This is a genomic window from Streptomyces sp. NPDC039424 (genome assembly GCF_055639495.1).
Window position 1 is genome coordinate 122,581 of sequence record NZ_JBVKAI010000011.1, and the last position, 24,112, is coordinate 146,692.

General features: G+C 74.2%; 16 protein-coding genes. 12 read left to right on the forward strand and 4 right to left on the reverse strand.

The window, feature by feature from the left end:
- Positions 1 to 11: 11 nt before the first annotated feature.
- Positions 12 to 2,465, reverse strand: coding sequence for a SpoIIE family protein phosphatase (locus tag ACZ7L0_RS26035; protein ID WP_471244966.1), 2,454 nt, complete (start codon positions 2,463 to 2,465; stop codon positions 12 to 14).
- A gap of 186 nt (positions 2,466 to 2,651) precedes the next feature.
- On the opposite strand from ACZ7L0_RS26035, the gene lanKC reads away from it, so the two are divergent.
- The 4 genes from lanKC to ACZ7L0_RS26055 all read left to right on the forward strand — a co-directional run bounded on the left by lanKC (position 2,652) and on the right by ACZ7L0_RS26055 (position 8,999).
- Positions 2,652 to 5,276 carry a class III lanthionine synthetase LanKC gene (lanKC, locus tag ACZ7L0_RS26040; protein WP_471244967.1) on the forward strand — a complete coding sequence of 875 codons (2,625 nt, stop codon included), beginning with the start codon at positions 2,652 to 2,654 and terminating at the stop codon, positions 5,274 to 5,276.
- Positions 5,277 to 5,329: 53 nt separating this feature from the next.
- Positions 5,330 to 5,446 carry a SapB/AmfS family lanthipeptide gene (locus tag ACZ7L0_RS26045; RefSeq protein WP_289937569.1) on the forward strand — a complete coding sequence of 39 codons (117 nt, stop codon included), beginning with the start codon at positions 5,330 to 5,332 and terminating at the stop codon, positions 5,444 to 5,446.
- A gap of 98 nt (positions 5,447 to 5,544) precedes the next feature.
- Entirely contained in the window at positions 5,545 to 7,269 is a 1,725-nt protein-coding gene (locus ACZ7L0_RS26050) for an ABC transporter transmembrane domain-containing protein (RefSeq protein ID WP_471244968.1), read from the forward strand.
- Positions 7,270 to 7,271: 2 nt separating this feature from the next.
- On the forward strand, positions 7,272 to 8,999 hold the full coding sequence (locus ACZ7L0_RS26055; RefSeq protein ID WP_471245106.1) for an ATP-binding cassette domain-containing protein: 1,728 nt from the start codon (positions 7,272 to 7,274) through the stop codon (positions 8,997 to 8,999).
- Here the strand turns inward: ACZ7L0_RS26055 and ACZ7L0_RS26060 are convergent.
- Complete coding sequence (locus tag ACZ7L0_RS26060; protein WP_471244969.1) at positions 8,976 to 9,587, reverse strand: LuxR C-terminal-related transcriptional regulator; 612 nt, start codon at positions 9,585 to 9,587, stop codon at positions 8,976 to 8,978. The two genes, ACZ7L0_RS26055 and ACZ7L0_RS26060, sit on opposite strands and share 24 nt — an antisense overlap.
- Before the next feature lie 276 nt (positions 9,588 to 9,863).
- Here ACZ7L0_RS26060 and ACZ7L0_RS26065 point away from each other — a divergent pair, with 276 nt between their 5' ends.
- Positions 9,864 to 12,020 carry a SpoIIE family protein phosphatase gene (locus tag ACZ7L0_RS26065; protein ID WP_471244970.1) on the forward strand — a complete coding sequence of 719 codons (2,157 nt, stop codon included), beginning with the start codon at positions 9,864 to 9,866 and terminating at the stop codon, positions 12,018 to 12,020.
- 92 nt (positions 12,021 to 12,112) lie between these two features.
- Here ACZ7L0_RS26065 and ACZ7L0_RS26070 read toward each other — a convergent pair whose 3' ends face one another.
- Positions 12,113 to 13,516 carry a S1 family peptidase gene (locus ACZ7L0_RS26070; RefSeq protein ID WP_471245107.1) on the reverse strand — a complete coding sequence of 468 codons (1,404 nt, stop codon included), beginning with the start codon at positions 13,514 to 13,516 and terminating at the stop codon, positions 12,113 to 12,115.
- A gap of 209 nt (positions 13,517 to 13,725) precedes the next feature.
- On the opposite strand from ACZ7L0_RS26070, the gene ACZ7L0_RS26075 reads away from it, so the two are divergent.
- The 5 genes from ACZ7L0_RS26075 to ACZ7L0_RS26095 all read left to right on the forward strand — a co-directional run bounded on the left by ACZ7L0_RS26075 (position 13,726) and on the right by ACZ7L0_RS26095 (position 20,755).
- Positions 13,726 to 14,139, forward strand: a complete 414-nt coding sequence (locus ACZ7L0_RS26075) for a PaaI family thioesterase (protein ID WP_471244971.1) — start codon at positions 13,726 to 13,728, stop codon at positions 14,137 to 14,139.
- 459 nt (positions 14,140 to 14,598) lie between these two features.
- Positions 14,599 to 14,814, forward strand: a complete 216-nt coding sequence (locus tag ACZ7L0_RS26080) for a type A2 lantipeptide (protein ID WP_471244972.1) — start codon at positions 14,599 to 14,601, stop codon at positions 14,812 to 14,814.
- A gap of 97 nt (positions 14,815 to 14,911) precedes the next feature.
- The gene (locus tag ACZ7L0_RS26085) at positions 14,912 to 15,718 is read left to right on the forward strand and encodes a hypothetical protein (RefSeq protein ID WP_471244973.1); all 807 of its coding nucleotides are present in this window, start codon (positions 14,912 to 14,914) and stop codon (positions 15,716 to 15,718) included.
- A complete protein-coding gene (locus tag ACZ7L0_RS26090) occupies positions 15,715 to 17,937 on the forward strand; it encodes an NHLP family bacteriocin export ABC transporter peptidase/permease/ATPase subunit (protein ID WP_471244974.1) in 2,223 nt (740 codons plus the stop codon). The genes ACZ7L0_RS26085 and ACZ7L0_RS26090 overlap by 4 nt, the downstream gene beginning before the upstream one ends.
- 1 nt (position 17,938) lies before the next feature.
- The gene (locus ACZ7L0_RS26095) at positions 17,939 to 20,755 is read left to right on the forward strand and encodes an NHLP bacteriocin export ABC transporter permease/ATPase subunit (protein WP_471244975.1); all 2,817 of its coding nucleotides are present in this window, start codon (positions 17,939 to 17,941) and stop codon (positions 20,753 to 20,755) included.
- A 4-nt stretch (positions 20,756 to 20,759) separates the two neighbouring features.
- Here the strand turns inward: ACZ7L0_RS26095 and ACZ7L0_RS26100 are convergent, their stop codons facing one another.
- Positions 20,760 to 21,287 carry an SRPBCC family protein gene (locus ACZ7L0_RS26100; protein ID WP_471244976.1) on the reverse strand — a complete coding sequence of 176 codons (528 nt, stop codon included), beginning with the start codon at positions 21,285 to 21,287 and terminating at the stop codon, positions 20,760 to 20,762.
- 153 nt (positions 21,288 to 21,440) lie between these two features.
- On the opposite strand from ACZ7L0_RS26100, the gene ACZ7L0_RS26105 reads away from it, so the two are divergent.
- Both ACZ7L0_RS26105 and ACZ7L0_RS26110 read left to right on the forward strand, forming a co-directional pair.
- Entirely contained in the window at positions 21,441 to 22,940 is a 1,500-nt protein-coding gene (locus ACZ7L0_RS26105; RefSeq protein WP_471244977.1) for an MFS transporter, read from the forward strand.
- A 138-nt stretch (positions 22,941 to 23,078) separates the two neighbouring features.
- Positions 23,079 to 24,086: a Ppx/GppA family phosphatase gene (locus tag ACZ7L0_RS26110; protein WP_471244978.1), complete on the forward strand. Its 1,008-nt coding sequence runs from the start codon at positions 23,079 to 23,081 to the stop codon at positions 24,084 to 24,086.
- The last annotated feature ends 26 nt before the right edge of the window (positions 24,087 to 24,112 follow it).

Sequence of the window (24,112 nt, forward strand, 5' to 3'; positions counted from 1 at the left end):
GCCCGCCCTGGTCAGCCGTCGAGCGCCAGCTCGGCCCACACCTGCTTGCCGCCGCTCACCGGCAACGTCCCCCAGGCCGCCGACATGGCCTCGACGAGCAGGATGCCGCGGCCCCCGGTGGCCTCCCAGCCGATGCTCGTGGGCTTGATCGGCGTACGCGGCGAGACGTCGGCGACGGCGACGCGCAGCCGGAGGTTGAAAAGGGTGAGGTCGAGGCGTACCTGACCGTCGGTGTGCACCAGGGCGTTGGTGACGAGTTCGGAGACGACCAGCAGCACGGCGTCCATCCCCTCCTCGGACACACCCCAGGCCCGCAGGGTGCGCCGGGTGAAGCGGCGGGCGTGCCGGACGGCCTCCGGGACCCGCCACACCGTCCAGTTCTCCCTGAGCGGGCGTACGGCCATGCCGTCGTAGCGCAGCAGGAGCAGGGCCACGTCGTCCTCGCGGTGGGCCTTGCCGAGCAGGGCGTCGGCGACGAGACCGAGGTGGGCGGGGTCGGAGTCGGCCAGGTCGCGGGCGAGGCGGTCCATGCCGTCGTCGAGGTCCTCCTCGGCGGACTCCACCAGGCCGTCCGTGGTCAGCGCGAGCACGGTGCCGGGCTGGAGCCGGAGCGGGGTCATCGGGAACTCGGCCTGGGCGAGGACGCCGAGCGGCGGCCCGCCCTCCGTCTCCACGACGGTGGTGGAGCCGTCGGGGTGGCGCAGCACCGGGTGCAGGTGCCCGGCCCGTACGCACCAGGCGGAGCCCTCCTCCATGTCGACGTCGACATAGCAGCAGGTGGCGAAGAGGTCCGTCTCCAGCTCCATCAGCAGGCGGTTGGCGTGCGAGACGACCACGTCCGGGGGGTGTCCCTCCGTGGCGTAGGCGCGCAGGGCGGTGCGCATCTGGCCCATGAGGGTGGCGGCGCCCGCGTTGTGGCCCTGGACGTCGCCGATGATCAGGGCGACGTGGTGGTCGGGCAGCGGGATGACGTCGTACCAGTCGCCGCCGACCTCCAGCCCGGCGGTGGTGGGCAGGTAGCGGGCGACGGCGACCGCTCCGGGCAGCTTGGGCAGGCGGCGCGGCAGCAGGGTGCGCTGGAGCATGCCGACCAGTTCGTGCTCGGCGTCGAAGGCGTGGGCGCGCATCAGGGCCTGGCCGGCCAGCGTCGCCACGGCGGTGAGCAGGGCGTGCTCGTCGGGGCCGAAGTCGTGCGGCTGGTCCCAGCCGATCAGACAGGCGCCGGCCATCCGGCCCCCGGCGGGCAGCGGCAGGACGGCGAGGCCGCCGGGGCCGACCTCGGCGAGGGCGGGTTCCAGGGGGGTGCCGGCGGGCCAGAGCCGGGTGCGCCCCGCGCGCAGGGCGGCGGCCAGCGTGGGCATCGCCCGTACCGGCGCGTCGGGCCACTCGGTGCGCCACTCCGTGCGCCACAGCTCGGGCCAGGACTCGGGTTCGGGCGGGTCGAGGACGGTGACCACCAGGCGGTCGTTCTCCAGCTCGGCCAGGGCGATCCGGTCCGCCCGCAGGGGCCCGCGCAGGGCGGTGACGACCGCCTGGCTGACGTCCTTGACGGTGCCGGCGGTGGCGAGCGCGGCGGCCAGGCGCTGGATGCGGGCCACGTCGGTGACGTCGGAGCGCAGGGTGGAGGCGTCCGCGACGGTGCCGGCCAGGCGGGCCGGCAGCCCCTCGCCGCCGGGCACCAGCCGGCCGCGCAGCCGCAGCCACTTCGGCCGGCCGGAGGGCTGCAGGATGCGGAACTCCAGCTCGCGCTCGCCGATGGACATGTGGTCGGCCTCGACGACCGACATCAGCGCGGGCAGGTCCTCCGGCACGGTCCGGCCGAGCAGGGTCTCCACCTTGCCGTCGAAGTCCCGCCGGACGATCCCGAACAGCTCCAGGATCCGGTCGCCGACCTCGATGCGGCCGGTGTCCATGGCGAGGCTGAAGGCGTCGGCGGGCAGCTCGCCGGTGTCGGCGGCCCGGGCGGGGGCGGGCCAGGCGACGGCGTCGGCGATCAGTTCCAGGCAGGCGCGGTCCTCGGTGCCGAACCCGCCGGGGCTCTCGGTGACGGCGAGCAGGCAGCCGCCGCCGTCCAAGGGCACGGGCAGGGCCGCCAGCGAGAAGTCCTGGGCCGGTGTGCGCCGCGCCTGCGGGCAGGCGGCCAGTTCCTCGGGGCCCAGCCACAGCGGCCGTCCGATGCGGTGGGCCTCGGCCACGGGGGCCCGTCCGGCGGTGGGGTAGCTGTCGCGCAGCCCGTACAGGGTGCGGGGCAGGCCGGCCCACTCCACCAGGCACAGCGCGGTGCCGTCCTCGCCGGGCGCGTACACCCCGGCGAACGCCGCACCCGCGAAGACGAGCGCCTGTTCGAGGACGCGGCGCAGCCGATCCGGGGACGCGTGATCGGCCGTGACCGTTTCGAGGGCAAGTTCGGCACGCTCCGTTCTCGTCCTGCGCACCGCAGCGCCCTCACTGACCACGTTCGCCATTACAGCGCTTATGGAGGCCCTGCGCAGCCCCTGTGGCCGTTCCATGGAGCCGACGGCGGGCCGGCGCTCGAAAGGTGCCGAACATGTCTTTACCCATGCGTTCCGCATACCGACCTCGTGACAGCCGTGACTGTCCGCGCCCACCGGGGGGCTGGGAAGGTCGTTGCGGGCCAAGGAGGGGACGGCATGGACAAGCGGTACGAGGTGTACGCGCTCGCCGACAGGCACTTCTACGACACGCCCGACCGGCTGTCCGCGGCCGGCGGGGACACCGCGCCGCTGTTCGACACGGCGCGGCGCGAGGTCCCGGAGGGCTGGCACGCGGCGCGCACCGGCGACTGGCTGACGCTGACGCCGCTCGACGCGGACGGCACGCCGGCGCCGTCGCCCGCCCAGGGCTGGAAGGTCCATGCCTCGGCCACCCAGGCGAACGCGGAGCGGATCGCCGCGCTCGTCTGGGACTACTGCGTGCCGCGCCGCATCCCGTTCAAGTTCGTGCCGGCCCCGCACCTGCTCCATCTGCGCAACGCCAAGTACGCGGGCCGCGACACCAGCGGAAAGTTCGTCACCGTCTACCCGGCCGACGAGGAGCGGTTGCACCGGGTGCTGCGGGAACTGGGCGCGCTGCTGAAGGGCTTCGAGGGGCCGTACATCCTGACCGACCTGCGCTGGCACGACGGTCCGCTCTACGTCCGCTACGGCGCGTTCGCCCGCGCCTATGTCGTCGACGAGCGCGGCTCGCTGGTGCCGGCGGTGCGCGACGGCGAGGACAGGCTGGTACCGGACCGGCGGGCGCCGTCCTTCCAGGTCCCCGAGTGGATCACCCTGCCGTCCTTCCTCGAACCGCATCTCGCGGCCCGCAACACCACGACGGTCGGCGAACTGCCGTACCGCATCGAGAAGGCGCTGCACTTCTCCAACGGCGGCGGTGTGTACGCGGGCACCGACCTGCGCGACGGGCGCCGGGTGGTGCTGAAGGAGGGCCGGCCGCACGCGGGGCTGGCCGCCGACGGCGCGGACGCGGTGGCCCGGCTGGAGCGCGAGAAAACCGCCCTGGAACGGGTCGCCGGGACCGGTGTGGTGCCCGAGGTGCGGGACTGGTTCACGCTGGGCGACCACCGCTTCCTGGTCATGGACTTCCTCGACGGGCGTCCGCTCAACTCCTTCTTCGCCGAGCGCCACCCGCTGCTGAACCCGGACCCCGATCCTGGGGCCGTCGCCGACTACACGGCGTGGGCGCTGCGCATCCACCGGGCGGTCGAGAGGGCCGTCGAAGCGGTGCACGCGCGCGGGCTCGTCTTCAACGACCTGCACGTCTTCAACATCATGGTCGCGCCCGACGAGGAGTCGGTCTTCCTCATCGACTTCGAGGCCGCCGCCCCGGCGCGGGAGATGGGCCGCCAGGTCGTCGCCCACCCCGGCTTCTTCGCCCCGCCGGACCGCAGGGGCCCGGACGTCGACCGGTATGCGCTGGCCTGTCTGCGGCTGGCCCTGTTCCTGCCCGTGACCACGCTGTTCGTGGTCGACCGGGGCAAGGCGGCGCATCTGGCCGAGGTCGTCGCGGAGCAGTTCCCCGACGTGCCGCGCGCCTTCCTGGACGAGGCGGTCGCGGAGATCACCCGGGCCACCGCGGGCCCTGCCCGCTCGGTGGCGCCGATCCAGCCGGTGCCCCCCGAAGACTGGCCCTCCAGCCGGGACTCCATGGTCAAGGCGATCCTCGCCTCGGCCACCCCGGAGCGCGACGACCGGCTCTTCCCCGGCGACATCGCGCAGTTCTCCGACGGCGGCGGACTCGGCCTCGCGCACGGCGCGGCCGGGGTGCTGTACGCGCTGGCGGAGACGGGCGCGGGCCGGTACGAGGAGGGCGAGCGCTGGCTCCTCGCGCACACCGCGCCACCGCCGCCGGGCACCCCGCTCGGGCTGTACGACGGTCTCGCGGGCGTCGCCCTCGTCCTCGACCGGCTCGGCCACCGGCAGCGCGCTCTGGACCTGGTCGACGGCATCCTCCGGGAGAAGTGGCAGCACCTCTCCTCCGACCTGCACGGCGGGCTGGCCGGACTGGGCCTGGTCCTCGACGGCCTGGCGCGCACGACCGGCGAGCGGGAACTGGCCGAACGGGCCGCCGAGGCCGCCGAGATCCTGCTGCGCCGCCTCGCCGAACCGCTCCCGGACACGCCCCGGCGGCGGGCCGGGCTGCTGCGGGGCGCGAGCGGGCCCGCGCTGTTCCTGCTGCGGCGGTACGAGGAGACCGGCGAGCCCCGGCTGCTGACGGCCGCCGCCGAGGCGCTGCGCCGCGACCTGGCGCGCTGCGTGGTGCAGGACAAGGGCGGCGGCCTGGAGGTGGACGAGGGCTGGCGGACGCTGCCCTACCTCGGCGACGGCAGCGCCGGCATCGGCCTGGTCCTCGACGACTACCTCGCGCACGCCCCCGGCGACCCCGGCGGGTTCGAGCGCGCCCGGGCCGGCATCCTCACCGCCGCCACCTCGCGCTTCTACGCCCAGCCCGGCCTCTTCCAGGGCCGCGCCGGGATGATCCTGCACCTCAGCCGCACCACCGTGCCGGGTGCCACACCGTCCCGGCTGGACGAACAGATCGCCGGGCTCGGCTGGTTCGCCATGGCCTACCAGGGCCAACTGGCCTTCCCCGGGCACCAGATGATGCGGCTGTCCATGGACCTCGCCACCGGAACGGCAGGGTGCCTGCTCGCGCTCGCGGCGGCCCTCGACGGCGAGGGCACCGCACACCTGCCGTTCCTGCAGCCGCCCCCGGCGGCCCCCACCACGCGGCTCCGCGACCTGGCGGAGTCGTGACACCACCCCGTCCCCACCGAGGGATTCAAGGAACCGACGGAAAGGACACCACCATGGCACTGCTCGACCTGCAGACGATGGAATCCGACGAGCACACCGGCGGCGGCGGCGCGAGCACGGCGAGCCTGCTCTCCTGCGTCTCGGCGGCGAGCGTCCTGCTCTGTCTCTGACGCACCGCCCACGGCTCCGGGCGTCCCTCTCCCACCGGAGGGGGACGCCCGGGGCCGCAGCTCCCTCTCACGTCGCCCTGCGGGAGGCCCGCACCCCGATGACGATCCGCGCCGACGACGACCTGGTGCCCCTCCGGGCCCGCGCCCTGCTGCGCGCGGCGACCCGGCACGAAGCGGCCCGCTGCGCCGCCCTGTGCGCGGTGAGCACCGCCGCCACCGCCGCCGGCCTGCTGCTTCCGGCCCTGCTGGGCCGGACCCTCGACGTACTGCTCGCGCACGGCCCGGCGGCCCGCTGGGTGTGGGCGTGCGCGGGACTGGTGCTGCTGCTCGCCGCCCTGGACGGCTGCGCGAGCGTCCTGGCCGGCACCGTCGACGGGCGGGCGGCGGCATGGCTGCGGCGGCGGCTGACCGGGCACGTGCTGGCGCTCGGGCCACGTGCCACGGACCGCTTCGGCTCCGGCGACCTGGTCGCCCGTCTGGTCGGCGGCGCCGCGCAGGCCGGGACGGCGCCCGGAGCACTCGCCGCGCTGCTCGCCGCCCTCGCCGGGCCCGTGGGGGGCGTGGTCGCCCTCGGCCTCATCGACTGGCGGCTGGCGGCCGTGCTGCTCACCGGCGCGCCGCTCCTCGCACTCCTGCTGCGCGCCTTCGCCCGCGACACCTCGCGGTGCGCGGCGGACTACCAGCGGGTGCAGGGCGGGATCGCGGCGGCACTCGCGGAGGCGGTCGGCGGCGCCCGCACGATCCGCGCGGCCGGCACCGAGGACCGGGAGACGGCGCGGATCCTGCGGCCGCTGCCCGAGCTGTCCCGGGCGGGACACCGCATGTGGCAGGTGCAGGGGCGGGCCGCGGCGCGGGCGACGGCCGTGGCGCCGCTGCTCCAGCTGGGCGTCGTCGCCATGGCCGGGTTCCTGCTCACCCGGCACCGCCTGTCCGTCGGCGAGGTGCTCGCCGCCTCCCGGTACGCCGTCCTCGCGGGCGGCGTGGGCGTACTGGTCGGCCAGGTCGCCGCACTGTCCCGGGCCGGGGCGGCGGCCCGGCGGCTGGGCGAGGTGCTCGCCGAGCCCGTACCCGGGTACGGCCCGCGCCGGCTGCCGCCAGGCCCCGGGCGTCTGCAGCTGCGCGGCGTCACCGCCCGGCGCGGCGGACGCGCCGTGCTCGACGGCGTCGGCCTGGACGTCCCCGGCGGCACGACACTCGCCGTCGTCGGCCGCTCCGGCGCCGGCAAGTCCCTGCTCGCGGCCCTCGCCGGGCGCCTGGCCGACCCGGACGAAGGACAGGTCCTGCTGGACGGTGTGCCGCTGCCCGACCTCACCCACGACGAGCTGCGCGGCGCGGTCGCCTACGCCTTCGAACGCCCCGCCCTCCTCGGCACCACCATCGAGGACACCATCGCCCTGGGCCTGCCCTCCCCCGCCCCCGAGCGGGTCCGGGCCGCCGCCCGCCGGGCCGACGCCGACGATTTCGTCCGCCGCCTCCCCCACGGCTATGCCACCGCCTGCGTGGACGCCCCCCACTCGGGCGGCGAGTCCCAGCGCCTCGGCCTGGCCCGCGCCTTCGCCCACGACGGGCGGCTGCTGATCCTCGACGACGCCCTCTCCAGCCTCGACACGGTCACCGAACACCGCGTCACCGAGGCCCTGCTGACCGGCGACACCCGCCCCACCCGCCTGCTCGTCGCCCACCGCGCGGCGACGGCGGCCCGCGCCGACGCGGTGGCCTGGCTGGACGGGGGGCGGATACGGGCGCTCGGGCCGCACGCGCGGCTGTGGCGGGATCCGGCGTACCGGGCGGTGTTCTGCGCGGAGGAAGGGGTGCGGCGGTGACGGTGCGGTCGCTGGTGCTGCCGCGGGCGCGATGGCGGGTGCTGGCGCGGCTCGGCGGGTGGTCGGTGCTGGAGGCGGGGCAGACCTTCCTCGTCGGGTACGCCCTCGCCCGGGCCCTGGACCAGGGGTTCCTGTCCGCCCGGGCCGGGGTCGGGCTGCTGTGGCTCGGCGTGGCCGCACTGGGAGTGGTGGCCGGGGCGTACGGGACCGGGCGGGTGTACGGGGCGGTCGCCGCGCTGGTCGAGCCGGTGCGGGACCGGCTCGTGGAGCGGGTGGTGGGGCGCGGGGTGCGGGAGGCGGACGGCGGGGCGCTGTCGGGGCTCACCCAGCAGGTGGAGATCGCGCGGGACAGCCTGGCGGGCCTGGTGATGGTCTCGCGTTCCTTCGTCTTCACCGCCGTGGGCGCGCTGGCGGGTCTCTTCTCCCTCGCCCCGAGGCTCCTCCTCGTCGTCGCGCCGCCGCTGCTGGCCGGGGTGTGCCTGTTCACCGCGACGCTGCGCCCGCTGGCCCGGCGGCAGGAGGCCTTCCTGGTCGCCGACGAGGCCCTCGCCGGGGAGTGGGGCGCCGTATGCCCCGGCCTGCGCGACGTGACGGCGGCCGGCGCGGAGGAACGGACCGGAGCCGGTATGGGCTCCCGCGTCGACGCCGAACTGCGGGCCGCCCGCTCCCTGGCCCGCTTCGGCGTCCTGCGGGTGGCGTCCCTGGCGCTCGGCGGCCAGCTGCCCGTCGTCCTCCTGCTCGCCACCGCCCCCTGGCTCCTCGCCCACGGCGTCACCCCGGGCGCCCTGGTCGGCGCCCTCGCCTACGTCGCCCAGTCCCTCCTCCCCGCCCTGCACAACCTCGTCCACGGCCTCGGCACCAGCGGCTCCCGCCTCACCGTGGTCCTACGGCGGCTGGTGCCACCGGAGCAAGGGGCCTGCGCCCTGCCCGCGAGGCGGGCCCCGTACGCCCACCCCGAGCGCCCCGCCCCGGCGCCCGCGGCGCCGCCCCCCGCCCTCGCCCTCGCCTCCGTCACCTTCTCCTACGGCGCCGGCGCGCCCGTCCTCGACGGGCTGGACCTCGTGGTGCCGGAGGGCGGGCATCTGGTGGTCGTGGGGCCGAGCGGGATCGGGAAGTCGACGCTGACCGCTCTGGCCGCGGGGCTGCTGGAACCCGGGGACGGGTCGGTCCGGGTGTACGGGCATCCCGTACCGAGCCGGGAGGCGGCCACCCGGCGGGTGCTGATCCCGCAGGAGGCGTACGTCCACACCGGCACCCTCGCCGAGAACCTGGGCCACTTCCGCGCGGACCCGGTGCCCGAGGAGGAGCTGCTGGCCGCGGCCGGCGCGGTCGGGCTCGGCCCGCTGCTGGAGACGCTGGGCGGGCCGGCCGGGCAGGTCGATCCGGCGGCGCTGTCCGCGGGCGAGCGGCAGCTGATCGCGCTGACCCGCGCGTATCTGTCGCGGGCGCCGCTCGCGCTGCTGGACGAGGCGACCTGCCATCTCGACCCGGAGGCGGAGGCCCGCGCTGAACGGGCCTTCGCCGGGCGGCCGGGCGGCACCCTGGTCGTCGTCGCCCACCGCATCAGCTCGGCGCGCCGAGCGGACCGCGTCCTGGTGATGGACGGGCGGAGTACCGCGTACGGAACCCACGACGAGCTCCTCGGGACCTCGGCCCTGTACCGCGACCTGGTCGGCGGCTGGACCCCCGCGTCGGCCGCCGGGCCGTCACAGCCAGCCCTCCCCCTGTGAGATGCGGATCGCGTCGATGCGGTTGCGGGCCCCGGTCTTGCGGGTGATCGCCGCCATGTAGTTGCGTACCGTGCCGTGGGACAGGTGCAGGCTCCCGGCGATCTCCGCGATGGACGCTCCTCCGGCCGCCAGCGACAGCACGCTCAGCTCACGGCGGGTCAGCGGCATCTCCGCCGCCTTGAGGAAGCCGAAGCCCAGCGAGTCGTCGACGAATCGTTCCCCCTCGGCGACGCGCCGGATCGCGCGCACGAGTCTGTCCGGCGAACCCTCCTTGTCGACGTAGCCGAGCGCCCCCGCCTCGGCCGCGCGCTTGAGCAGCCCGGGCCGGTCCGCCGCGGCCAGCACCAGCAGCCGCGGACGCGGGGAGCCGGTGCCCAGCGGCGGGCACAGATCGCCCAGCGGCGGCACGCCGTAGCCGTTCGCGCGCTCCAGGTCCACCGCGCACACCGCCGGCCGTAAGGACCGCACCCGTGCGGCCACGCCGCGCCACGGCGTGTCGTCCACCCTCAGGTCGGGCTCCCGCCGCAGCCACTCCGCCAGAACCGAGCGCACCAGACACACGTCGTGCACCAGAAGTACTCCGATCACTGCCGCCCCTTCAGCTCGCCGTACTTCGTCACGTGTTCAGCGCGTGCCCCATTGTTGGCTCCTGTGACCGTAGGAGGGCGCGAAGAACCGGCCATCGGGGTGCGCGGGGGCGCACTCGCGGCGCCCGTTCGCCGCGCCGCGCATCGACTGAGGGGGCATGGTCCGGGGCGGAGGGGGTATGGGTGGCCGCCCGCCGCCGTGCCGCTCGCCGTGCGCCGGGCGCCGCGAGGGGGGAGTCTTGACCCCGGGGGATGCGCCGCGCGGCCGTACGAGGAGGTGGTCGGCGTGTCCGACGGGCAGACGTCCGGGCAGGCGCCGGCCGCCGCCGAGGCGCGGGCCGGGCAGCCGATGCTGTCGGTGGCGCTGGCCGCGATGATGGACGAGGTCCGCGCGCACTCCGGGGCGGTGTACCTGCTGGCGCCCGACCAGCCGGTGCTGGAGATGGCCGTGATGGCGGGCCTGCCCCGGGCGTTCGCCGCGCCCTGGGAGCGGGTGGGGCTGAGCGCGCCGATCCCGGTCGCGGAGGCCCTGCGCGAGCGGCGGCTGGTCTGGGTGGGCGGCGAGGAGGACATGGCACGCCGCTATCCGCGCATCGCGGTGGTGCTGCCCTACCCGTTCGCGCTGGCCGCCGTCCCCGTGGCGACCGCGACCGCCGCGTACGGCTCCGTCTTCGTGACCTGGCCGGGCTCGCACCCGCCCGAGCTGTCCGACCGGGAGCGGGAGCAGCTGACGGCGGCCTGCGACCGGCTCGCCACGCGCCTGGAGCGGATGGCCAGGCAGAACCGCCCACTGCGCCCCGAGCCCGACCTGCTGGCGGCGCCGCCCGTGACGGGCGTGGCCGGCACGCTGGGCACGGTCGAGGCGGCGCGGATGGTGGCGCGGCTGCCGTACGGGCTGGTCTCGCTCGATCTGCACGGCCGGGTCGCCTTCGCCAACGAGGCGGCCGGCGAGCTGCTCGGCAGACCGGTGGGCGAGCTGCTCGGCACCCAGCCGTGGTCGTCGGTGCCCTGGCTGAACGACCCGGTGTACGAGGACCGCTACCGGGCCGCGCTGATCAGCCAGCACGTGACGTCGTTCCTGGCGCTGCGCCCGCCGGGCACCTGGCTGTCGTTCCGGCTGTACCCGAGCACGACCGGGCTGAGCGTACGCGTCAGCCGGGCCCGGGGGGTCGCGGAGATGGCACGCGACGCGCCGCTGTCCGGCGACGCGGGCCCGTCCCGGCTGGTCACCATCTCCACGGTGCTGAGCCTGGCCGGTGCGCTGACCGAGGCGGTCGGCGTGCAGGACGTCGTCCAGCTGGTCGCGGACGAGATCGCCCCGGCCGTGGGCAGCCGGGCCCTGGTGATCCTCGGCTCGCAGGGCGGCCGGCTGCACGTGCTGGGCCACCGCGGGTATCCGGACCCGCGGGCCGTCGAGCGGTTCCACGGGCTGCCGCTGACCGGGCGGACCCCGGGCACACAGGCCCTGTACAGCGGGGTGCCCGGGTTCTTCGAGTCCCGGGAGCACCTGGAGCGCCTGTATCCGCAGCGGCAGCAGACCCCGGACGGCTTCGCGGCCTGGGCGTACCTGCCGCTGATCGCCTCCGGGCGGCCGGTGGGCACCTGTGTGCTCGCCTACGCGGAACCCCATGTCTTCCCCGCGGAGGAGCGCGCGGTGCTGACGAGCCTCGGCGGCCTGATCGCGCAGGCCCTGGAGCGGGCCCTGCTGTACGACGCCAAGCACCGGCTGGCGCACGGTCTGCAGGAGGCCCTGCTGCCGCACTCGCTGGCGCGGCTGCCGGGTCTGGAGGCCGCCGCGCGCTATGTGCCCGCGACCCGGGGCATGGAGATCGGCGGCGACTTCTACGACCTGGTGCCCGCGCGTCCGCTGCCGGCGGCGGTGATCGGGGACGTCCAGGGGCACAACGTGACCGCGGCCGGGCTGATGGGACAGATCCGTACCGGTGTACGGGCGTACACGACCGTGGGGCAGCCGCCGCAGGAGGTCATGCGCAGCACCAACCGGCTGCTCATCGACCTCGGCGTGGACCTGTTCGCGAGCTGTCTGTACCTGCGGCTCGATCCGGCGCACGGCCGTGCCGTGATGTCGCGGGCGGGGCATCCGCCGCCGCTGCTCAGACGCCCGGACGGGCGGGTGCGGGTGCTGGACCTGGCCGGAGGGCCGCTGCTGGGCATCGACGCCTCGGCGACGTACCCGACCACGCAGGTCGCCCTCGCCCCCGGCTCGGTCCTCGTCCTCTACACGGACGGCCTCGTCGAGTCACCGGGCGTCGACATCGAGGACGCCCTGTGCGACCTCGGCGCGCTGCTCACGGAGTGCGGGGAGCTGCCGCTGCAGCGGCTGGCCGACGAGCTCGTCCGGCACAGTGCGGCGGCGCGGGAGCGGGTCGACGACGTGGCGGTGCTGCTGCTGCGGGCGCGGCCGGACGGCTGAGCGGGCAGGGGCCCGGACACGACGACGCGGCCCGGCCCTCCCGCCGGAGGGCCGGACCGTCCACCGTCGGCCGGAACCGCTGGTGAGGCCGATCAGTGGGTCTCGGTGAGGGACCCGTCGTCGGCGCCGGCCTCTTCGCCCGTACCACTCTGGTCCTCGGCGCCGTTCTGGTCGCCGGCCGTCGCGGACGGGTCGGCGGTGGCGCCGGCCTCGTCACCCGCACCGGCCTCGTCACCGGCACCGGCCTGGTCGCCCGCACCGGCCTCGTCGCCCGCCGAGGCGGACGGGTCGGCGCCGCCGACCTCGTCGCCGCCGGCCTGCTCGTCGCCGCCCGCCTGGTCACCCGCGCCGGCACCGGCGTCGCCGAGGGTGGCGCCGGTGGCCTCCAGGGCGGTGGTCACCGGCTGGAAGAAGGTCTCGCCACCGCTGGTGCAGTCGCCGCTGCCGCCGGAGGTGAGGCCGAGCGCGTTGCCGTCCTGCGTGAACATGGAGCCACCGCTGTCGCCGGGCTCGGCGCAGACGTTCGTCTGGATGAGGCCGTTGACGGTGTCGACGCCGTTCGGATCGGTCTCGCTCTGGAAGTTGACGGTCGCGTCCAGACCGGTCACCTCGCCGTCGTGCAGACCGGTGGTGGAGCCCATCCGGAAGACGGTCTCACCGACCGTGGCCTCCGCGGCCTGGGTGATCTGGACGGTCTGGCCGTTGCCGACGTTGACCTCGCTGGGCGCCTGGGTGGCGGCGTCGTCGTACTTGACGAGCGAGAAGTCGCCCTCGCCGGGGAAGGTGGCCTGGTCCACGGTGGCGATCGGCTGCCCGGTCTCGGAGTCCGACCACTGCTTGGCCGCGACACCGCAGTGACCGGCCGTCAGGAAGGCGGGGCTGCCGTCGGAGGCCGTGACGTTGAAGCCGAGGGAGCAGCGGACGGTGCCGCCCTCCGCCTGGGCGAAGATGGCGTCGCCGCCCGACACGAAGGTCTTGAAGGTGCCCGCGGACTTCTTGACGGTCGCCATGTCGGAGCCGAGGCCCTTGACGGTCGACTCCAGTCGGTTCCACTTGGCGCCGGTGACCGTGCTGTCGGCGGTGACCAGGATCTTGTTGCTCTTGGGGTCGACCGCCCAGGAGGTGCCCGCGATGGTCGCCTTGGTCTTCAGCGTCCGTGCGGCGGCCTGGAGTTCGGCCCTGCTGTTCTCGACCTGGCGGACGACGGCGCCCGCCTTCTTGGCCTGGACGATCACGTTGTTGTCGCCGCTGACCACGTTGACGACCAGCTGCTTGCTGTCGCCGTCGTAGTAGGAGCCGGCGAAGGAGTCGCCGAGCAGCTTTTCCAACTGCGAAGCGAGATCCGAGGCGTCCGTCGCCTTCAGGGTCTTGGGGGCGGCGGCGGAGGTGTCGCCCGCCGCGCCGTCCTGGGAGGCGTTGGCGTTCGGCAGCAGGAGTGCCGCCGCTCCGAGCGCCGCAACACCGCCCACCGCTATCGCGGCCTTGCGCTTCGGCATTCGCTTGTGACTCAAACTACTCGACCTCCTGGGAACGGGGGGTCTGCCGCTGTGGGGCAGTCAATCGTGGGCGCCTGGTTGGCAGTTGGTACGCGGGAGGCGGCCGGTGTGTTCAATTCCGTTTGCCAACAAAATTTGCGCGGTGGTGAATCGGCCAGTCGCGGCCGGGTTCCGCGTGTCGCCGGGCGGCGCCGGGAACAATCCCCCATATGACGATGACCACCGCCGAAGCCGACAAGATCCTCTCCGCCAACTTCGCGCCCTGGGTGCTGGAACTCGCCCTGGTGGTGGAGGCGGTGGGCGAGGACCGCGCCGTCCTGCGTCTGCCCTGGTCGGACCGCTTGTCCCGGGAGGGCGGGGCGCTCTCGGGGCAGGCGCTCATGGCCGCGGCCGACACGGCGACGGTGATCGCGGTGTCGGCGGCCCGCGGCGCCTACGTCCCGATGACGACGGTTCAGCAGTCGACCTCGTTCCAGCGGGCGGTGACCGGTTCGGATGTCGTGATCGAAGCGGTGCTGACCAAGCTGGGCCGCCGGATGGCGTTCGCGGACATCACGCTGACCGACGTGGACTCGGGCGAACTCGCCGCCCGCGCGAGCACGGTGTACGCGCTCCTGGGCTGAGCACCGAACACACCGCGACCGGCCGGTGACGGTCCGTCGGTCATCCGGAGCGGAATCCCTGCTTCAGGGAATCTGCACATCGACTGCCCAACCAAGTCACGGCGACCGGCGGATCTGCACAAGCGCGCGGCCCCGCCCATGGCATTGGTGCGGAGTGCCGGATTCGCCGCCACGGCGACAAGGGATCGGATGCGCCGATGCCGTGCCGCTTGTGAACATGTCGCCGACAAGCCGTGCGCACACCTGCACGGATGACCCCTGCCTGAAAGCAAGTGCGCAGGTGAGAGGGGTCGTTGATTGGATGCGCGAGCCGCGTGCGTGCTTTGATCCATCGCACCGCGGGGCCCGCTGAGGGTTTCCGGAGACGGGCGCCCGGCGCCCGCGGTCGCGGCCGTCATCTGTCCCCCAGAGGGGGCCGCTCCCCCCTTGTGAAATATCCATATGAAGGGAAGTTCCACCATGAACTCCACCCCCCAGGTTCAGACCGCCGAGATCTCCGACGCCGAGCTCGACAACGTCTCCGGCGGTCTTTCCGTGAACGCCCTGAACAGCGCCACGGGTGCCCTGAACGGCGTTGCCCCGGTCGCCGGCCTGGCCGACACGGCCATCGGCACGGTCGAGGGTGTCACCGGCCTGAACACCCAGCCGCTCACCAACCTGGTCGCCGGTCTCTGATCGCACCGCGTTGCCGATGAGTCCCGGAGCCGGATCCCGGCTCCGGGACTCGTCGATGCCGTAGCAGTCCCGTCTCCCCCAGGTGAGGGAAAGTTCCGTGCAGTTCCGCCAACAGGCCCTCGCCAAGCTCCAGTCACCGGAAGAGCTCGACCTCCCGGTGCGCCTGGCCCGCCCGCAGGGCTGGCTCGCGCTGTCCGTCGCGGTCGTCGCCATGGCCGCCGCCTCCGTCTGGGCGGTGACCGGATCGGTCGCCTCCACCGTCGCCGCGCCCGCCATCCTCACGCACGCCGAGGGCAGTTACGTCCTGCAGAGCCCGGTCGCCGGCCAGGTCACCGCCGTCCTCGCCAAGCAGGGCGAGCGGCTGCCCGCCGACTCGCCCGTACTGAAGGTCCGTACGGGCCGGGGTGAATCGGTCGTCCGCACGGTCGCCGCCGGCCGGGTCACCGCGCTCGCCGCCACCGTCGGGCAGATCATCCGTACCGGAGCGGACGTCGCCGCCGTGGAGAAGGTCGCCCGCGCCTCGGACCCGCTGTACGCGACCGTGTACGTCCCGGCCGAGAACCTCGCCTCGATCCCCGCGCACGCCCCCGTCGACCTGACCGTGTCGTCGGTGTCCACGCAGGAGTACGGGGTGCTGCGCGGCCATGTGCAGTCGGTGGACCGCACCGCCCAGTCCGCGCAGTCGATCGCCGCGTTCCTCGGGGACAGCCAGCTCGGCGAGCAGTTCACCAGGCAGGGACGGCCGGTGGCCGTGCTGGTCCGGCTCGACAGGTCGTCGAGCACCAGGAGCGGCTACCGGTGGAGCTCCGCCGGGGGACCCCCGTACGGGCTCGACTCCATGACCCTGGCCACGGGTTCGATCCGGCTGGCCGACCAGCGTCCCGTCGATTGGCTGCTGCCGTGACCACCGCCCAGGAAACCCGCGGCAGGCGCCGCGCCGCCCCGCCCCGGCGCACGGTCCCCAAGGCGCGGGGCGGGACGGTCCGTACCCCCACCGTCCTCCAGATGGAGGCCGTCGAGTGCGGCGCCGCCTCCCTCGCCATGGTCCTCGGCCACTACGGCCGTCATGTCCCGCTGGAGGAGCTGCGCATCGCCTGCGGCGTCTCCCGGGACGGCTCGCGCGCCAGCAACCTGCTGAAGGCGGCACGCGGTTACGGGCTGACGGCCAAGGGCATGCAGATGGACCTGGCCGCCCTCGCCGAGGTGCGGGCGCCCGCCATCCTGTTCTGGGAGTTCAACCACTACGTCGTCTACGACGGCATGGGCCGCCGCTTCGGCCGCCGCGGGGTGTACGTCAACGACCCCGCCAAGGGCCGCCGTTTCGTGCCCATGGAGGAGTTCGACGGGAGCTTCACCGGGGTCGTCCTGGTGATGGAGCCAGGCGAGGACTTCGTCAGGGGCGGGCGCAGGCCCGGCGTCCTCGGCGCGATGCCGGCCCGGCTGCGCGGCACGGCCGGCACGCTGCCCGCCGCCGTGCTGGCCAGCCTGCTGCTGGTGGCGGTCGGCGCGGCGGTGCCCGCGCTCAGCCGGACCTACATCGACATGTTCCTGATCGGCCATCAGACCTCGCTGCTGGGCGTGCTGTTCGCCTCGATGGGCGGGTGCGTGCTGCTCACGGTGGTGCTGACCTGGCTGCAGCAGGCCAACCTGCTGCACGGCCGCATCGTCTCCTCCACCCTCTCCAGCGCCCGCTTCCTGCGTCATCTGCTGCGGCTGCCGGTGACCTTCTTCGCCCAGCGCAGCCCGGCCGACCTGGTGCAGCGCCTGCAGTCCAACGACCAGGTGGCCGAGACCCTGGCCCGCGACCTCGCGGCGGCCGGCGTGGACGCGATCGTGGTCGTGCTGTACGCGGTGCTGCTGTACACCTACGACCCGCAGCTGACGATCGTCGGCATCGGCGTGGCCCTGCTCAACGTGGTGGCGATGCGGTTCGTCGTACGGCTGCGCGCGACCCGCACCGCCAAGCTGCGGGCGGACACCGCGCGGCTGACCAACACCTCCTACACCGGCCTCCAGCTGATCGAGACGATGAAGGCGACCGGCGGCGAGGACGGCTACTTCCGCAAGTGGGCCGGTCAGCACGCCACCACTCTGGAGGAGCAGCAGCGGCTCGGCGTGCCGAGCGCCTGGCTGGGCGTGGTCGCGCCCACCCTCGCCACCCTCAACAGCGCGCTGATCCTGTGGATCGGCGGGATGCGGGCGGTCGAGGGCCATATCTCGATCGGTCTGCTGGTCGCCTTCCAGGCGCTGGTGACCCGCTTCACCGCGCCGCTGACCCGGCTGAACGGGGTGGCTGGCCGCATCCAGGACTTCGCCGCCGACGTGGCCCGGCTGAAGGACGTGGAGAACTTCCAGGCCGACCCGCTCTACGCCCGTCCGGGCGCCGGCGATTCGACGCGGCGCCTGCACGGGCACGTCGAGCTGGAGAACATCACCTTCGGCTACAGCCCCCTCGACAAGCCCCTGCTCACCGGCTTCGACCTGACCGTCGGCCCCGGCCGGCAGGTCGCGCTGGTCGGCGGCTCGGGCAGTGGCAAGTCGACGGTCTCCCGGCTGATCTCGGGCCTGTACACGCCGTGGGAGGGTGTCATCCGCGTCGACGGGCAGCGTCTGGAGGACATCCCGCGCGGCGCGCTCGCCGCCTCCGTCTCCTTCGTCGACCAGGACGTGTTCCTCTTCGAGGGCTCGGTCCGCGACAACGTGGCCCTGTGGGACCCCTCGATCCCGGACGACGCCGTGGTGGAGGCCCTCAGGGACGCCGCTCTGTACGACGTGGTGATGCGCCGCCCGGGCGGCATCCACAGCAAGGTCGAGCAGGACGGCCGGAACTTCTCCGGCGGGCAGCGCCAGCGTCTGGAGATCGCCCGGGCCCTGGTCCGGCGTCCCAGCATCCTCGTCCTGGACGAGGTGACCAGCGCGCTGGACGCGGAGACCGAGCAGACCGTGATGGACAACCTGCGCCGGCGCGGCTGCGCCTGCGTGGTGATCGCCCATCGGCTGAGCACCGTGCGCGACAGCGACGAGATCGTCGTGCTCCAGCACGGGACGATCGTGGAACGCGGCCGGCACGCCGAACTGGTGGCACACGGCGGCGCGTACGCCGCGCTGGTCAGGGAGCGGTGACATGACCTCCGTGCACGAAGGCGACCTCGTACTGGGCGCGCTGGGCGCGCTCGGCACCCCGGTCGACTGCGCCGGGCTCAACCGGCTGGACCTGGAAGGCCCGCAGGTGCTGTGGCTGGTCGCGGCGGGCGCCGTGGACCTGTTCGCGGTGGACGCCGCGCAGCAGGGCCACTGGCACCACCTCGGCCGCCTGGAGGCGGGCTCGCTGCTGCTCGGCCCGGTCACCGGCCCCCAACACACGCTGGTGGCCCGGCCGTTGCGCGACTGCGTGGTGCACCGCATCGGGCTGCGCGAGCTGTACCAGCCCGCGAACACCCAGACCTGGTCGTACGACGAGTACGGCAACCCGCAGTACGTGCCACCGACCTCCAGCCCGCTGGAGTACGCCCTCGCGCTGGGTGCGGGCCGCAGCCTGTCCGTCCTCTTCCAGGCACCGATGGCCGGCGATCCGGCCGCCGGGACGACCGACGACGACGTGTTCTGGATGCAGGTGCCGCCCGGCAGCGTGCAGTACGGGTCGCTGTACGGGGCCGAGGCCGCCGCCGACCTGCTGATGGACCCGGCCGTGTGGCAGAGCATGGTCGACCAGCAGTACCGGCTGCTGACCACCCTCGACCGGTGGATCGAGCAGCTGGAGCGCACCCACGAGACGCGCACGGCCGCCGGGATCAAGGCCGGTGAGGCGGTCCGCGAGCAGGCCGACCGGACCCTGCTGGCGTCCATCGGCAAGGCCTCGACGAAGCGCACCACGGCCGCCGACGCCGACGCCGGCTACGCGGCCTGCAAGCTGGTCGCCCAGGCGGCCGGGATCACCCTCGCCGAACCCGCGCAGAGCGGCACCGGCGGCGACCACCTCGACCCGGTCGAGCGCGTGGCCCTCGCCTCCCGGGTGCGCACCAGGGCCGTACGCCTGGACGGGCGCTGGTGGCGGGAGAACGTCGGCCCGCTGGTGGGGCACCGGGCGCTGTCGGGGGCGCCGGTGGCGCTGCTGTGGCGGCGCGGCGGCTATGTGGCGGTGCATCCGGGGACCGGCCGGGAGACCCCGATCGAGAAGGCCAACGCCGAGGAGTTCGAGCCGCGCGCGGTGATGTTCTACCGCCCGCTGCCCGAGCGGCGCCTCGGCCCGCTCGGCCTGCTCCGGTTCAGCATGCGCGGCACCCGCGGCGACCTGGTGAACCTGCTGCTCGCCGGGCTGGTGACGGTGGTGATCGGCGCGCTGGTGCCGATCGCCACCGGCAAGGTGCTCGGCGAGTACGTGCCCAGGGCCCAGCAGGGGCTGATCGTCCAGGTCTGCCTGGCGGTGATGGTCAGCAGTGTGGTGGCCGCCGCCTTCATGCTCCTGGAGAACCTGACCATCCTGCGCCTCGAAGGCCGTATCGAGGCCACCCTCCAACCGGCCGTCTGGGACCGGCTGCTGCGCCTGCCGACGAAGTTCTTCACCCAGCGGTCCACCGGCGAACTGGCCAGTGCGGCCATGGGCGTCAGCGCGATCCGCCGGCTGCTGGCGGGCGTCGGCCCGGTGGTCGCCCAGTCGGTCACGATCGGCGCGATGAACCTGGGGCTGCTGTTCTGGTACAGCGTGCCGATGGCGATGGCGGCGATCGGCATGCTCGTGGTCATCGCCGCCGTGTTCCTGGGGCTCGGGCTGTGGCAGGTGCGCTGGCAGCGGCGTCTGGTGGTGCTCGGCAACAAGCTGAACAACCAGGCGTTCCAGACCCTGCGCGGTCTGCCGAAGCTGCGGGTGGCGGCGGCGGAGAACTACGCGTACGCGGCCTGGGCGGGCGAGTTCGCGCGCAGCCGGGAGCTGCAGCAGAAGGTGGGCCGCATCAAGAACCTCACCACGGTGCTGGGCGCGGTCTACCTGCCGGTGTGCACGCTGCTGATGTTCATGCTGCTCGCGGGTCCGGCCCGGGGCGCGATGTCGGCGGCGGCCTTCCTCACCTTCAACACCTCGGTGACCATGCTGCTCACCTCGGTCACCCAGCTGACCGGCTCCTTCGTCTCGGCGGTGGCCGCGCTGCCGCTGTTCGAGGAGATCAAGCCGGTGCTGGAGGCGACCCCCGAGGTGCGCGCCGCGAGCACCAGGCCGGGCCCGCTGTCCGGGGCCCTCGAGGCCCGGCGGCTGTCCTTCCGGTACGCCGACGACGGCCCGCTGGTCCTGGACGACGTGTCCTTCGAGATCCGGCCGGGTGAGTTCGTGGCGATCGTCGGCCCGAGCGGCTGCGGCAAGTCCACGCTGCTGAGGCTGCTGATCGGCTTCGACCGGCCGGTGTCGGGCAGCGTCCTGTACGACGGCCAGGACCTGGCCGCCCTCGACCAGTCGGCCGTGCGGCGGCAGTGCGGGGTGGTGCTCCAGCACGCGCAGCCGTTCACCGGGTCGATCCTGGACGTCATCTGCGGCACCGAGCCGTACACGCCGGAGGAGGCGATGGCGGCGGCCCAGCTGGCGGGGCTCGCCGAGGACATCCAGCGGATGCCGATGGGGCTGCACACCATCGTCTCGGGCAGCGGCGCGATCTCCGGCGGCCAGCGCCAGCGCCTGATGATCGCCCAGGCCCTGATCCGCCGCCCGCGCATCCTCTTCTTCGACGAGGCGACCAGCGCCCTGGACAACGACACCCAGCGCACGGTCATCGACAGCACGCGGGGGCTCAACGCCACCCGCGTCGTCATCGCCCACCGGCTGTCGACCGTGCTGGACGCGGACCGGGTCATCGTGATGGAGGACGGCAAGGTCGCCCAGCAGGGGCCGCCCGCCGAACTGCTCGCGGACACCGGCGGCCGGCTGCACGAGCTGGTGCGGCGGCAGCTGGCGTGAGGGGTCAGTCGAGGCCGGGCACGGGCGCGCCCGAGGGGAACCCGGCCTCGACGTAGCCGTCGTAGAAGTCCTTCCAGAGCACGCCGGTCCCGCCATGGGGCCCCTCGGCCCCCTCGCCGCGCGCCTTCGCGTCCAGCGCGGTCAGGCAGACCTCCCAGCCGGCGGCGTTGCGGGCGGCGGTGTTCTCGGCGGCCAGGACGTCGGTGAGGGTGAACCGGGTGCGGTCCTCGCCGAGCGCTTCCAGGTCGAAGCGGAGTTCGTCGCCGCCCCACGCGAAGGACAGTCGCCGGGGCGGGTCGGCGGCGATCACCCGGCCCGTCGACTCGGGCATGTTCGGATCGCCGCTGAAGCGGATCGTGGCGCCGGGGCGCGGCTCGAACTCGGCGCGGGACGGGAACCACTGGGCGAGCTCGTCGGCGTCGGTCACGAAGCGCCAGACGCGGTCGGCCGGGTGCTCGTAGGTGCGGCCGAAGCGGACGGCGGGGCGGCCGTCGTCCGACGTCAGGTAGGTACCGGTGCGTGCGGCGGACATGCGGATCAGCCCCTCGGGAGGACTTAGCAACGAAACGTTGCCGTTTCGCTGGATGTACTCTACGCTCGAAGCGTACGAAACAGTTTCGTTTACGTTCTCTTTGCTCTCAGGCCATCCCCCGACCCCGGACGACTTCCCTGGAGTGGTTCCCCCATGTCACAGAAGACCCTGAACGATGCCCGCGCGGGCACCGCCGAGTCGTCGCCCGCCGCCTCGTCGAAGCGCTGGTGGATCCTCGCGGTCATCGCCCTCGCGCAGCTGATGGTGGTCCTCGACGCCACCATCGTGAACATCGCGCTGCCCTCGGCCCAGGCCGACCTCGGCTTCTCCGACGGCAACCGGCAGTGGATCGTGACCGCGTACGCGCTGGCCTTCGCCTCGCTGCTGCTGCTCGGCGGCCGCATCGCGGACCTGTTCGGCCGCAAGACCGCCTTCCTGACAGGCGTCGTCGGCTTCGCGGCCGTCTCCGCGCTCGGCGGCGCCGCGAACGGCTTCACCATGCTGGTCACGGCACGCGCCCTGCAGGGCGCCTTCGGCGCGCTGCTCGCGCCGGCCGCGCTGTCGCTGCTCAACACCACCTTCACCGACGCCCGGGAGCGGGCGCGCGCGTTCAGCGTGTACGGCGCCATCGCCGGTGCCGGTGGCGCGGTGGGCCTGCTGCTCGGCGGCGTGCTGACCGACGCGCTCGACTGGCGCTGGACGCTGTACGTCAACGTGGCCATCGCGGTCGTCGCCTTCGCCGGCGGCTGGGTCCTGCTGGCCAACCACCGCGACGCGGCGGGCTCCAAGCTCGACGTGCCGGGCACGGTCCTCGTCGCGACCGGTCTCTTCTCCGTGGTGTACGGCTTCTCCAACGCCGAGACCCACGACTGGGGTTCGCCGCTGACCTGGGGCTTCCTGATCGCGGGCGGCGTGCTGCTGGCGGCCTTCGCCTGGTGGCAGACCCGGGCCGCGCACCCGCTGCTGCCGCTGCGCATCCTGACCGACCGCAACCGCGCGGCCTCCTTCCTCGCCGTGCTGATATCCGGCGCGGGCATGTTCGGCGTGTTCCTGTTCCTGACCTACTACCTCCAGCTCAACCTCGGCTTCAGCCCGACGAAGACGGGTGTGGCCTTCCTGCCGATGGTCGGCGCGCTGATGGTGACCGCGCAGCTCGGCACCACCGTCCTGGTGCCGCGGGTCGGCCCGAAGGCGGTCATCGCGCTGGGCTTCGCGATCGCCGCGGCCGGCATGGCCTGGCTGACCGGCATCGGGGTCGGCTCGCACTACCTGAGCGCGGTACTTCCGCCGCTGGTCGTGACCGGCATCGGCCTCGGCCTGGTCATGCCGCCCGCCATGCAGCTGGCCACCGGCGGGGTGGCGGCCGAGGACGCGGGCGTCGCCTCCGCGACCGTCAACGCCATGCAGCAGGTGGGCGGTTCCGTCGGTACGGCACTGCTGAACACCCTCGCGGCGAGTGCCGCCACCGACTACCTGTCCGGCCGGGACGCCACCAGCAAGCTGGTCCAGGCACAGGCGACCATCGAGAGCTACACCACCGCCTTCTGGTGGTCGGCCGGTTTCTTCGCGGCGGGCGCGCTGATCTGCTTCGCCCTCTTCCGGCGCGGGGTGCCGGAGCAGGACGCGGACGCCGCGCCGGTCGTCCACATGTGAGCGTGGCCGACCGGGCCGTGGCGCTGGGAGCCGCTCCGTGCCAGGGGGCCGCCGTCTGCAGGGAGACGGCGGCCCCCTCGTCATTTCCGGGGCCCGTACCAGGGGCATGAGACGGCGCGAGCGGGTACTTGCCAGTCCATGCGGATCAGTGTGGTGGATGTCGGGTCGAACACGGTGCGGCTCATGGTGGCGGACGCGGAGGGCGGGGTGCCGCTGCCGGTGCACACCGCCAAGTGGCGGCTGCGCCTGTCCGAACAGGTCGAGCCCGGGGGACGGATCCCCGACGAGTCGGTGGAGCAGCTGGTGGCGGCGGTGGCCGCGGCGAGCAGGACCTCGGCCCGGTGGGGTGCGGCCGGGCCATTGGCCTTCGCCACCGCCGTGGTGCGCGCGGCACCGAACCGGGCGGAGGTCCTGCGGGCCGTCCGGACGGGGACGGGGGTCGACCTGTGCACCCTGCCCGGCGAGGTCGAGGCCGAGCTCACCTTTCTCGCCGCCCGGCGCTGGCTGGGCTGGCAGGCCGGGCCGCTGGCGGTCCTTGACATCGGCGGCGGCTCGCTCGAAGTCGCCTTCGGACGCGGCCGGTTGCCGGACTTCGCGGCCTCGCTGCCGCTCGGGGCGGGGCGGCTGACCCGCGAGTTCCTCGCGGACGAGGACCCGCCGTCGCCCGAGCGGCTGCGGGCCCTCAGACGCAAGGTCCGCCACCAGCTGCGGGACGTGGCCGCGCGGATCCGCTGGGAGGGCCCGCGCTCCGCGGTGGCCACCTCGCGCACCTTCCAGCAGCTGGGGCGGCTGTGCGGTGCCCCGCCGGGGCGTCACGGGCCGTTCGTGGAGCGGGTGTTGCGCCGTGACGACCTGCGCGAGGCGGCCTCCCGGCTGGCCTCGCTGCCCGCCGCCGAGCGCGCCCGGCTGCCCGGCATCTCCGCGCCGCGCGCCGCGCAGAGCCTGGCCGGAGCGGTGGTGGGCCACACCGTGATGAAGCTGACCGGCCTCAGCGCGGTCAGCCTCTGCCCGTGGGCGATCCGCGAGGGCGTCCTGCTGCGGCGCATCGAGGACGGCCCGGCCTGGTGGGCCGAGACCACCCGCCGCGCCGACGAGCCCCCGCCGCCCGACCCGGTGCCGCTGCGTGTGGCGGGCGCCGCGCCCTGACCCCGACGGACAACCGACGTACAACC